This window comes from Flavobacterium succinicans LMG 10402, from assembly GCF_000611675.1.
GTDB classification, from domain to species: Bacteria; Bacteroidota; Bacteroidia; order Flavobacteriales; family Flavobacteriaceae; genus Flavobacterium; species Flavobacterium succinicans.
In genome coordinates this window covers 13,361-25,165 of the sequence record NZ_JATV01000014.1, presented here as the reverse complement: position 1 = coordinate 25,165, position 11,805 = coordinate 13,361, and the positions used below count along the sequence as shown (strand labels likewise).

Annotated in this window: 9 protein-coding genes; 8 read left to right on the top strand and 1 reads right to left on the bottom strand. The window is 37.3% G+C overall.

What is annotated here, in order from left to right; genetic code table 11:
* The first annotated feature begins 40 nt into the window (after nucleotides 1-40).
* From pgmB to AO58_RS0113425, 8 genes are all read left to right on the top strand, one after another.
* Nucleotides 41-700, top strand: a complete 660-nt coding sequence (gene pgmB / locus AO58_RS0113460) for a beta-phosphoglucomutase (protein WP_024982206.1) — start codon at nucleotides 41-43, stop codon at nucleotides 698-700.
* 62 nt (nucleotides 701-762) lie between these two features.
* On the top strand, nucleotides 763-3,054 hold the full coding sequence (gene mdxK / locus AO58_RS0113455; protein WP_024982205.1) for a maltose phosphorylase MdxK: 2,292 nt from the start codon (nucleotides 763-765) through the stop codon (nucleotides 3,052-3,054).
* Nucleotides 3,055-3,119: 65 nt separating this feature from the next.
* Nucleotides 3,120-5,486 (top strand): glycoside hydrolase family 31 protein, encoded by a 2,367-nt coding sequence (locus tag AO58_RS0113450; protein ID WP_024982204.1) that lies wholly within the window; start codon nucleotides 3,120-3,122, stop codon nucleotides 5,484-5,486.
* Nucleotides 5,486-7,150, top strand: a complete 1,665-nt coding sequence (locus AO58_RS0113445; RefSeq protein ID WP_024982203.1) for an alpha-amylase family glycosyl hydrolase — start codon at nucleotides 5,486-5,488, stop codon at nucleotides 7,148-7,150. The genes AO58_RS0113450 and AO58_RS0113445 overlap by 1 nt, the downstream gene beginning before the upstream one ends.
* Before the next feature lie 266 nt (nucleotides 7,151-7,416).
* Nucleotides 7,417-8,160: a glycerophosphodiester phosphodiesterase gene (locus tag AO58_RS0113440; RefSeq protein ID WP_024982202.1), complete on the top strand. Its 744-nt coding sequence runs from the start codon at nucleotides 7,417-7,419 to the stop codon at nucleotides 8,158-8,160.
* Entirely contained in the window at nucleotides 8,157-9,362 is a 1,206-nt protein-coding gene (locus tag AO58_RS0113435) for a BaiN/RdsA family NAD(P)/FAD-dependent oxidoreductase (protein WP_035717835.1), read from the top strand. Before AO58_RS0113440 ends, AO58_RS0113435 begins: the two co-directional genes overlap by 4 nt.
* An 87-nt stretch (nucleotides 9,363-9,449) precedes the next feature.
* The gene (locus AO58_RS0113430; RefSeq protein WP_024982200.1) at nucleotides 9,450-9,671 is read left to right on the top strand and encodes a DUF2683 family protein; all 222 of its coding nucleotides are present in this window, start codon (nucleotides 9,450-9,452) and stop codon (nucleotides 9,669-9,671) included.
* The gene (locus tag AO58_RS0113425; RefSeq protein ID WP_024982199.1) at nucleotides 9,653-9,928 is read left to right on the top strand and encodes a Txe/YoeB family addiction module toxin; all 276 of its coding nucleotides are present in this window, start codon (nucleotides 9,653-9,655) and stop codon (nucleotides 9,926-9,928) included. Before AO58_RS0113430 ends, AO58_RS0113425 begins: the two co-directional genes overlap by 19 nt.
* A gap of 203 nt (nucleotides 9,929-10,131) precedes the next feature.
* Here AO58_RS0113425 and AO58_RS0113420 read toward each other — a convergent pair whose 3' ends face one another.
* Nucleotides 10,132-11,787, bottom strand: a complete 1,656-nt coding sequence (locus AO58_RS0113420) for a S41 family peptidase (protein ID WP_024982198.1) — start codon at nucleotides 11,785-11,787, stop codon at nucleotides 10,132-10,134.
* Nucleotides 11,788-11,805 lie beyond the last annotated feature (18 nt).

Here is an 11,805-nt window from a genome sequence, read left to right as displayed (position 1 = left end):
AAAACAATATAGCACAGAGATAGTCACCAATACAATTAAAATGAAAAAGAAAAAAGGATTTATATTCGATTTAGATGGGGTAATTGTAGATACCGCAAAATACCATTATTTAGCTTGGAAGCAAATTGCAGACAGTTTAAATATTGAATTCACACACGAACACAATGAATTATTAAAAGGAGTTAGCCGAGTGCGATCGCTAGATATTATCCTAGATTTAGGAAAAATAGAAGCTTCACAAGCACAAAAAGACCAATGGCTAGTGCAAAAAAACGATGAATATCTTTCCTATTTAGTAGATATGGATCAAACAGAAATTCTTCCTGGAGTACTAGACGTTTTAAATTTCTTGAAAGAAAACAATCAAGGTATTGCCTTAGGATCTGCTAGTAAAAACGCCAGACCTATTTTAGAAAAAACAGGAATCCTTTCCTATTTTGATGCTATTGTAGATGGTAATGATGTCTCTAACGCCAAACCTGATCCTGAAGTATTTTTAATTGCCGCACAACAACTGCAGGTAGAGCCAATTCACGCTTTTGTATTCGAAGATTCAGTGGCTGGCGTACAAGCTGCTAATATTGGTAACATGACCAGTATTGGTATTGGAGAACAAAGTGTGCTGCACGAAGCGCACCATAATTTCAAAGACTTCACCTTTATTAGTGAGGATTTCTTAAATGAATTAATCAACAAATAAACACTTTTTGCCCCCAAAAAAGATCCCAATAACATTTCAAAAGAACAATAAAAATTAAAAAAATGAACCAAGATTATATAAAACCCGACAATTGGTCCATCATTGAAGAAGATTTTGATGTAGAAAGAGTAAAATCATCAGAAAGTCTTTTCAGTATTGGAAATGGCGCCATGGGACAACGAGCTAATTTTGAAGAAAATTACTCTGGCCCGACTTTTCAAGGAAGCTATATTGCAGGAATTTACTATCCCGACAAAACCAAAGTGGGATGGTGGAAAAATGGGTATCCAAAATACTTTGCAAAGGTTTTGAATGCACCTAATTGGATCGGAATCAACATAGCCATCAACGGTGAAAATTTTGATTTATTTACTTGTACTGAAGTAAAAAACTTCAAAAGAGAATTAAACATGAAGGAAGGTTGGTATAACCGATCTTTCGAAGCTACATTAGTCAATGGTACAGCAATCGCGGTAAATGTGCGTCGTTTTTTAAGTTTAAATCTTGACGAAGCTGGTGTTATCAATTACGAAATAACACCATTAAACAAAGATGCAAAAATTGTTTACCAACCCTACATTGATGCAGGTGTTACCAACGAAGACACCAACTGGGAAGAAAAATTTTGGGAACCGTTAGAAGTAAAAAAAGCAACTAACGAAGCTTTTGTAACTGCTCAAACGTTCAAAACGCATTTTAAAGTAACCACTTTTATGCACAACACCATTTTAATTAACGGTGTACCTTCTCAAATCTCTGCTTCTTCTGTTGAATCTACTACAGATAAAGTACAATACACCTACGAAACTTTAGTAGCCAAAGGGGAAGTATCCGCTATTCAAAAAATTGGTGGTTATACCGTTTCATTAAATCACGACAATACACAAGCAGCAGCAGAAAAAGTAATTCAAGGCGCTGTAGCCAAAGGATATGATGCTTTGTTACAAGAACAAATTGAGGCTTGGGCCAAAATTTGGGAAATGTCAGACATTACCATTGCTGGCGATGTGAAAGCACAACAAGGCATTCGTTTCAATATTTTCCAATTGAATCAAACCTACTTAGGTAAAGATTCTAGATTAAACATTGGTCCAAAAGGATTTACCGGAGAAAAATACGGTGGATCTACCTATTGGGACACTGAAGCATACTGTATTCCATTTTACATGGCGACCAAAGACCAAGAAGTGGCGCGTAACTTGTTAACGTATCGTTACAATCAATTGGACAAAGCCATCGAAAATGCTAAAGATAATTTAGGATTCAAAAACGGTGCTGCCTTGTATCCAATGGTTACCATGAACGGAGAAGAATGCCACAACGAATGGGAAATTACCCATGAAGAAATTCACCGTAATGGAGCAATTGCATTCGCCATTTATAACTACTACCGTTACACCGGAGATTACTCATATATACCAGAAAAAGGATTAGAAGTATTAATTGGTATTGCTCGTTTCTGGCACCAAAGAGCTTCGTTCTCTACCCACAAAAATCAATACATGATTTTGGGAGTAACTGGACCTAACGAGTACGAGAACAACATCAACAATAATTTCTACACCAATTATATTGCCAAATGGTGTATTGATTATGCTTACGAACAAATCCAAAAAGTAGCTACTGAATATCCATCAGACCACAAACGTGTGATTGAAAAAGTAAATCTAGCCGATGCAGAATTACAAGATTGGAAAAAAGTTTCTGGCAATATGTATTTCCCAAAATCAGAAGAATTGGGGATTTACTTGCAACAAGATGGCTTCTTAGACAAAGATTTAGTTCCAGTAAAAGATTTAGACCGCTCACAACGTCCGATCAACCAAAAATGGTCTTGGGATAGAGTATTGCGTTCGCCTTACATCAAACAAGCCGATGTGTTACAAGGTTTCTATTTCTTCGAAGATGATTTTACAACCGAAGAATTAAGAAAGAACTTTGAATTCTATGAATCTTTCACGGTACACGAAAGTTCACTTTCTCCTTGTGTTCACTCGATCCAAGCAGCAAAACTAGACAAAATGGATATGGCTTATGCTTTCTACTTAAGAACGTCTCGTTTGGATTTAGATGATTACAACAAAGAAGTAGAAGAAGGATGCCACATTACCTCTATGGCGGGTACTTGGATGAGTATCGTAGAAGGTTTTGGTGGAATGCGTGTTAAAGATAACGCGTTACACTTCGCTCCAAAAATCCCTAAAGAATGGGAAGGATATTCCTTTAAAATTAACTTTAGACACCAAATACTTAAAATGGAAGTCACACATAATGAAACCAAATTTTCATTAGAAGGTGACAAAGCATTGACCGTATTTGTCAACGGAAAAGAAGTGGTGGTTCAACCCAACTAATTCAATTCAGCTAATAACAATAACCCTTTCAAAGTAATCTTTGAAAGGGTTTAAAATTTAAAAAAATGAGAAAAATAATCGTATTCCTATTATTCAGCTCACTAGCATTGGCCCAAAATGCCAATCGAAAGTTTGAAAGTTTCAAAAAAACAAATCAATCTCTGGAAGTTACTACATCAGATGGGGTGTATACTTTCCAACCGTATTCTGACAAAATCATTTCCACTTCGTTTGTACCAACTGGAGAAAAAGCCAATCCAAAATCGCATGCTGTAGTAGCAACACCTCAAAAGGTCAACCTAAAAATTACCACAACTCCAACTTCCCTTAAAATGGCAACTAATGGAATTGTGGTCGTTATTGAAAAAGCACCTTTTAAAATCTCGTATTCTTACCAAAACAAAGAATTGATTTCGGAAAAAACAGGCTATTTCAAAAAAGAAACGAACGAAATTCTTGATTTCAATTTAGATGCTACGGAAATATTGTATGGTACAGGTGAACGCGTGTTGGGCATGAACCGTCGTGGTCATCGTTTGCAATTATACAACAGAGCACATTATGGTTACGAAACGCATGCTGAATTGATGAATTTCACCATGCCATTGGTACTTTCTTCTAAAATTTACGCCATCCATTTTGACAATGCACCAATTGGTTATTTGGATTTAGACAGTAAAAAAGACAACACTTTAGCGTATGAAACCATTTCGGGTCGCAAAACCTATCAAGTGATAGCTGGAAATTCTTGGACTGATTTGATTGACAGTTATACGACATTGACAGGAAAACAACCCTTGCCAGCACTTTGGACTTTAGGGAATTTCTCTAGCCGATTTGGTTACCATTCTCAAGATGAAGTCAACAAAACTATTGATAAATACATCAAAGACGGAATTCCAGTAGATGCGATTATTTTGGACTTGTACTGGTTTGGAAAAGAAATTACTGGAACTATGGGTAATTTAGATTGGGACAAAAACAATTTTCCGAATCCTTCCAAAATGATCGAAGACTTAAATCAAAAAGGTGTAAAAACCGTTTTGATTACCGAGCCGTTTATCACTAAAACGTCTAGCAAATGGGACGAAACCGTTGCCAAAAAAGTTTTGGCCACTGACAAAGATGGTAAACCGTTTACTTTTGATTTCTTTTTTGGTCATACCGGAATTGTAGACATTTTCAATCCCGATGGAAAGCAATGGTTTTGGGACGTGTACAAACGATTAATCCAACAAGGCGTTGGCGGATTTTGGGGCGATCTAGGCGAACCAGAAGTATTCCCATCCGCGGCCATCACTAAAGGCGGAACCGCTGACGAAGTACACAATATCTACGGTCACCACTGGGCAGAATTAATTGCAGATGGCTACAAAAAAGACTTTTCAGCTACACGTCCGTTTATCTTAATGCGTTCGGGCTACTCTGGGTCACAACGTTTTGGTATGATGCCCTGGACAGGCGATGTGAATCGTACTTGGGGCGGATTAAAACCACAAACTGAAATCTCACTACAAATGGGATTACAAGGTATTGGATACATGCACTCGGATCTGGGTGGATTTGCGGGCGATTATTATGACAACGAATTGTACTTACGTTGGTTACAATATGGCGTTTTTCAACCTATTTTCCGTCCACATGCCCAACAAGATGTGCCGTCAGAACCTGTTTTCAAAGACATCGTAACCAAAGCCAATGCTAAAAAACAGGTGGAATTGAGATACCAATTGTTGCCTTACAATTATACTTTGGCTTTCGAAAATAATCAAAAAGGAACACCTTTAATGCGTCCGTTGTTTTTTGAAGAGCCTGAAAACAACAACTTGCAAACAGTTTCCCATACTTACCTATGGGGGAATGACTTTTTAGTACACCCGATCACCGAAGCAGGCAAAAAATCGGCAGAAATTTATTTTCCAAAAAACAATTCTTGGTTCGACTTTTATTCTGATGCAAAATATCAAGGCGGAAGCACTGCGAATGTAGCTACGGCTACTGATCATATTCCTGTTTTTGTGCGTGGAGGCGCTTTCATTCCGATGATCAAAACCATTCAAAGTACTACAAAATATAGTCTAGACAGCTTTGACGTTCATTATTTTATGGACGAAAAAACACCTAATAGTGAAGGAAAATTATACAATGATGATGGTGTAACTGCTAATGCTTTCGAAAAAGGTCTGTATGAAATGATCACGTTCAATGCCCAAACAAAAGGGAATAGTACTACAATTACAGTTGCGACTAAATCAGGAAAAGCATTCTCTTCTAAAGACAAAAAAATAAATATGATCCTACATAATAGCGCAGCTATAAGCCAAATCAAAGTAAACGGAATCGTTACTCCATTTACCAAAGAAGGCCAAACAATTACTGTGACTGTTCCTATAAGCAAAAACAAACCAACACAAATTCAAATGCAACACTAATGAAAAAACAAACGATAGCGCTTACTTTAGCTCTTTCCACCTTAGTTGGTGGAATGGCTAGCGCACAGCAAAAACAAGCTCCCAAAAAAGAAACCATCCCTTTTGTTTGGGAAGGTGCCAATTTGTATTTCTTAATGACTGATCGTTTTAATGACGATAACAACCAAAAAGAAATCTATTTTGACAGAACCAAAACCTCAGGAAAACTCCGTGGGTTTGAAGGTGGAAATCTAAAAGGTATCACCCAAAAAATTGAAGAAGGCTATTTTACTAAACTCGGAATCAATGCCATTTGGATGACACCCATCGTAGAAAATATTCACGAAGGTGTAGACGAAGGAACTGGTTTAAGCTATGGCTTCCACGGATACTGGGCGAAAGATTGGACAGCCTTAGATCCGAATTTCGGAACCAAAGAAGATTTGGCAGACTTGGTGAAAAAAGCCCACGCCAAAGGCATCCGAATTGTTTTGGACGGAGTAATCAATCATACAGGACCTGTAACTGAGAAAGATGCCGTATGGCCATCGGATTGGGTTCGAACAGGACCACAATGCGATTACAAAAATTTTGTAGGAACTACCGAATGTACCTTGGTGGCCAATCTTCCCGATGTATTGACTGAAAGTGAAAAAGAAGTTGCCCTCCCTCCTTTCTTGATTGAAAAATGGAAAAAAGAAGGGCGTTACGAAAAAGAAATCGCTTCGTTGGACGCGTTTTTCAAAAGAACCGGTTACCCAAGAGCACCAAAATATTACATCATCAAATGGTTGACGGATTATATCGTTGAATTTGGAATTGATGGTTATCGTGCCGACACCGTAAAACATACCGACGCGAAAGTTTGGGGCGAATTCCAAAAAGAATGTCAATATGCCTTTGAAACCTGGAAGAAAAACAATCCTGCCAAAGTACTAGACAACAACTCGTTTTACACCATAGCCGAGGTGTATAATTACGGGATTAGCGGCGGACAAGATTTTGATTTTGGAGACAAAAAAATCAATTACTTCCAAAATGGCTTCAACAATATGATCAATTTTGAGTTCAAATCCGATGCACAAAAAGACTACGAATTCATTTTCTCAAAATACAGTTCCAAATTGAATAATGAACTCAAAGGGTACAGCGTTTTGAATTATTTATCCTCTCATGACGACGGTGGCCCATTTGACCCGAAAAGAGAAAAAACCATCGAAACAGGAACGAAATTATTACTCTCTCCCGGGATTTCTCAAGTATATTATGGAGATGAATCGGGACGTTCCTTAGTGATCGAAGGTACTCAAGGCGATGCGACTTTACGTTCGTTTATGAATTGGGACGCCATCAAAACCAATCCTGAAACTCAAAAAACATTGGCACATTGGCAAAAACTTGGGCAATTCAGAAAAAACCACCCTTCGGTTGGTGCTGGAGTTCACCAAAAAATTTCTGATGCTCCTTATGTTTTTAGTCGTCAATATTCTAAAAACAAGTATACCGATCAAGTGGTAGTTGCCTTAGACGTTAAAGCAGGTAAAAAAGAAGTTCCCGTAGGTAGTATCTTCAAAAACGGAACTACCGTTCGCGATGCCTATTCCAACCAAACCGCCAAAGTGAAAAACGGAAAAGTGACTATTACTTCTAATTTTACTTTTGTGCTTTTAGAGGCTAAAAAATAGAAAATTCATAAAAGTTCTAAAGATCGCAAATTCGCAAATTTCAATCCTTATTTAGGAAAATGAATTTGCGAATTTGCGGTTATTTTTTTATAAAGAAAAAGAAAAAATTACGAAGAAACACGAAGATATACTTTTTTACTTTGCGTTCCCTTGCGTAAATCTTTGCGAACCTTGCGGTTAATTTCACAAAAAACATAAAACAATGATAACTTACTATTTAGCTAAGAAGTAATTGCTTTTTCCTATTTTAGACCAAAAGAAAAAAAATGAAACTTCAACCGTATCTTTGGCTTATTTTTATTGGATTAACCAGTTGTACTACTATGCACAAACCACTCAACATTGGCCACAGAGGCGCCATGGGACACGAAACCCAAAACACCGTTCCCGCGATTAAAAAAGCATTAGCAATGGGCGTCGACCGCATCGAGATTGATGTGTTTGTCATCAAAACAGGAGAAGTGATGGTATTTCACGACGATATTTTGGATAGCCTAACCAATGCAAAAGGTCCGATAGAAGACTACACTTTCGAAGCTTTGCGAAAAGTAATCGTAAAAGGCGGACATCACATTCCGACGCTAGAAGAAATCATCACCACCATCGACCGAAAAGTACCTTTGAATATCGAATTAAAAGGCAAAAATACCGCCGAAGCTACACATAAAATTGTTGCTGCTTTTGGCAAAAAAGGCTGGAAAACTTCTGATTTCATCATCTCCAGTTTCCTTTGGAACGAATTAGAAACCTATCGAAAACTCGATTCCAAAATAGCCATCGACGTCTTAACCGAAGAAAATCCGCTAGACGCACTCCCAATGGCGCATCAATTAAAGGCAAAATCCATCAATCCTTGGTTCAAAACCCTTACGCCAGAAAATGTAAAACGCATTCACCAAGAAGGATTTAAAATCAATACGTACACCGTAAACGAACCTGAAGACATTAAAAAAGTAATCGCATTGGGTGTCGATGGAATTTTTTGTAATTTTCCCGAAAGATTACGATGATGTACGACTGTTTAATTGTGGGAGGTGGCGCTGCAGGTTTTTTTACTGCCATCAACATTGTAGAAAGAAATCCAAAAGCCAAAGTTGCCATTTTAGAACGTGGCGCCGAAGTGCTAGGCAAAGTGCGCATTTCAGGTGGCGGTCGTTGCAATGTTACTCACGCTTGTTTTGAACCCAATGAACTCGTAAAATTTTACCCAAGAGGCGAAAAAGAATTGCGAGGTCCTTTCCATCAATTTTGTTCCAGGGACACCATCGAGTGGTTTGAACGCCACGGCGTAGCCCTCAAAATTGAAGACGATGGCCGAATGTTTCCTGTTTCGAATTCTTCTCAAACCATCATAGATTGTTTTCTAAAAGCCACCCAACAATTGGGCATCAAAGTCCTCACGGGTCAGAGCGTACAATCTATTTTCAAAAAAGACAACTACTGGAAAATTGATACCCAAAATCAAAATTATCAAGCCGATAAATTGATTTTAGCTACGGGAAGTAATCCAAAAATTTGGGAGATGCTACAGCAATTTGGCCACGCCATCATTCCGCCCGTGCCCTCTTTATTTACCTTTAACAGCAAAGACCCTCGAATCAAAGAATTACCAGGCGTTTCGGCAAAAGTGACCGTGCGAGTAAAAGACACCAAACTTGAAGCCACTGGACCACTTTTGATTACCCATTGGGGTATGAGCGGCCCCGCTATTTTGAAACTATCCGCTTGGGGTGCCCGCATTTTGCACGACAAAAACTATCAATTTACGCTTTTGGTGAATTGGCTTAATACTATCGATACCGAAGAAGCCATCGCGCAACTGAAAACCCTTAAACAAGAACAAGCCAAAAAAACAGTCTCCAAAAAATCACCGTTTGAACTCACCAATCGCTTATGGGAAAGCTTGGTGTTGGCTTCTGGCATTACTACTGAAACCAAATGGGCCGATTTGTCCAAAACCCAATTGCAAAACTTAGCACAACAACTCACTAATGGTGTTTTCCAAATCAATGGGAAAAGCACTTTCAAAGAAGAATTCGTTACAGCTGGCGGTATTGATTTAAAGGAAATCAACTTTAAAACGATGGAAAGTAAAATTCATCCCAACCTTTATTTTGCGGGTGAAATTGTCAACATCGACGCCATTACAGGTGGTTTCAATTTCCAAAATGCTTGGACTAGCGGGTTTATTGTGGCGAATGCGGTGGGGTAATCATAACTAAAAACACAAATCGTTATAAATCAAAACACAAGACATCTCTGGCCACAAAACTTTTTGTAAATTTGAAAAAAATAAGCGATGACAACAATAACCTTAAAAATAAATGAAAAGTCAAAAAAAGGAAAAGCTTTTTTAGAAATGGCTCGTGTGTTTTCTGAAAATTCAAAAGAAATTGTTTTAATTGAAGAAGAGGATAAAAGCCCTTACAATCCTGAATTTGTAAAAAGAATCAAAAAAGCAAGCACTGAGAAAGGCCGACTAATGGAAAGTGCAGAAGATTTATGGGAAAGTATCAAGTAATCATTAAAGCAACTGCTGAAAAAGATTTGTCTAACCATAAAAAATCAGGCGATCTTGCTTCCATAAAAAAAATTATAAAAATACTCAATGAGTTGAAAGATCATCCCTACACTGGTAGTGGAAACCCCGAACCGTTAAAATTTGAATTAAGTGGATATTGGTCAAGAAGAATCAACAAAAAAGACCGTTTAATATATGAAGTTCGAGACGAGATTGTTACAGTGTTTGTAATTTCTGCACTAGGACATTATTCTTAATACTAAAAAATACATTCTTTACTTCAAATTATTCTTCAGGTGAAATTGCCAATATCGACGCCATTACAGGTGGTTTCAATTTCCAAAATGCTTGGACTAGCGGGTTTATTGTGGCGAATGCGGTGGTATAATTGTTTACAATTTATTAGACCTCCAAAACCATAACTTAATTTTAGTAGATTCAAAGAAAACTTGTACACCAACTACTTCCCTGTTTCTATAAATTGAATAGCTCGTTCCAATACTTCATCCTTACCTTCACGAAGACCCAAGATGGTCGGTTTTGCCTCGATATCGGGAACTATCCCAATGCGTTGTGTTTCGCGTCCATCAGGATAAAACACACCCAAACCACTAAACTGTGTATTGAAACCCTCGAGTATCTCAAACCTAATTACCCCACCGTCTGCACCTGCTGTTTGACTTCCTATAACAGTTGCATTTGGAGCCGATTGCAAACACATCGCTGAGTATTCTCCATGACTCTGAGTATTCTCATTGACTAATACAATGACTTTTCCCTTATAATAATCAGGATTTGTTTTACCACACATTTCAGTTTCTCTCCAGATAAATCTCCCTGGATACGTAACATCAGGATCGATAAACTTTGCAAATTCTTTGGGTTCCGGGTTTAAAAATTCAGCTAAGATATAATTTGTATCATGAGCGCCAAGTCTAAGATCAAAAACTATTGCTTTAGTGCTTTTTAGCTTTGCTATGATGTTATTAATGTCTTCTGGATATACTTCTCCCAAATTCACATAACCAATATTACCGTCTAAAAGTTCCCATTGCCCAAGCAGTTTATTGGTCTTTCTGAATAATTTTGCGGAGTGTCGGTAAATGTACTTCTCAGACACTTTACCTTCTCGATTGTATTCTACTTTAACTGAATCTGTATGACCATTAAAAATATGATACCAAGAATTACTAGCCCTCAAAACATCATTACCTCCATCCAAATATCTTCTTGATTCTTTTAAAATTTCAGGTATTGTTTTTCCCCCCACTTTAATAATGATATCTCCAACTCTGATATCACTGATTTTAGCCAAAGAATCACTAAATACTTGAGTAATTAGGACCTGATCGTCAACAATTCTAACTCTGGCAGGTATTTGTAATCTGCCAAATTTTTCTAACATCACTTTTGTACCTAGGAAAGCATGTAAATCATTTAATTTAATCACTAACTCTCGCATTAACAAGTGATACTCAACTTCTGTACTAGCAGTATTGAACTTCGGGAGCATTTCATAAAGAACATCATCCCAATTTTGGTCCATTAGGTATTTGTAAGGAAAAAAATATTCTACATAATTCCAATAACGGAACAAAGCCAACAAACGAAACTTTCGGTCCTTCCAATCGTACTCAGGATATTTTATTTCATTACTAAACTCATAAGAAATAGCATCTGGTTTAGGCTCTCCTTTTCGATAATAAAAATGATTTGACTGTAATCGATTCTCTAGTATGAAGGTTAATTTTTCTGAAAGAGATTTTGAAAAAAAATGAGGATTGTTTAGCCAAGCAGCATTTAAGTTCTTATCAAAATACTTGATTTCACTTGACAAAATAATAGGTTCAACTTTCTTTACTTCGCCAAGTGAAGTAATCCAGTTTTCAACAACTTCCGAAAACTCTTTCTTACTTTTAGCTTTCTCTACTTGAGGTAGAATAGTAAATAATTCCTTATCCCAATCGTATTTCCCGCTAGCCACGTTAGGATGGTAGTATTTCAAGAAACCCCAAACTTTAGCAGTAGTGGCTAATTTTTCGGTTTCAGTTAAAGATTGTTGAGCTTGACTTATTTGAAAAAATAAAAAAAGAGTAAAGAAAAAGATTTTTTGCATTAGGGTAGTTGTCTATAA

Excerpts from the sequence above, each read along its gene's own strand:
- AO58_RS0113425 (WP_024982199.1), top strand. The coding sequence starts at position 9,653 with ATGGGAAAGTATCAAGTAATCATTAAAGCAACTGCTGAAAAAGATTTG.
- mdxK (WP_024982205.1), top strand. The coding sequence starts at position 763 with ATGAACCAAGATTATATAAAACCCGACAATTGGTCCATCATTGAAGAA.
- AO58_RS0113435 (WP_035717835.1), top strand. The coding sequence starts at position 8,157 with ATGATGTACGACTGTTTAATTGTGGGAGGTGGCGCTGCAGGTTTTTTT.
- AO58_RS0113420 (WP_024982198.1), bottom strand. The coding sequence starts at position 11,787 with ATGCAAAAAATCTTTTTCTTTACTCTTTTTTTATTTTTTCAAATAAGT.
- AO58_RS0113430 (WP_024982200.1), top strand. The coding sequence starts at position 9,450 with ATGACAACAATAACCTTAAAAATAAATGAAAAGTCAAAAAAAGGAAAA.
- AO58_RS0113440 (WP_024982202.1), top strand. The coding sequence starts at position 7,417 with ATGAAACTTCAACCGTATCTTTGGCTTATTTTTATTGGATTAACCAGT.
- pgmB (WP_024982206.1), top strand. The coding sequence starts at position 41 with ATGAAAAAGAAAAAAGGATTTATATTCGATTTAGATGGGGTAATTGTA.
- AO58_RS0113450 (WP_024982204.1), top strand. The coding sequence starts at position 3,120 with ATGAGAAAAATAATCGTATTCCTATTATTCAGCTCACTAGCATTGGCC.
- AO58_RS0113445 (WP_024982203.1), top strand. The coding sequence starts at position 5,486 with ATGAAAAAACAAACGATAGCGCTTACTTTAGCTCTTTCCACCTTAGTT.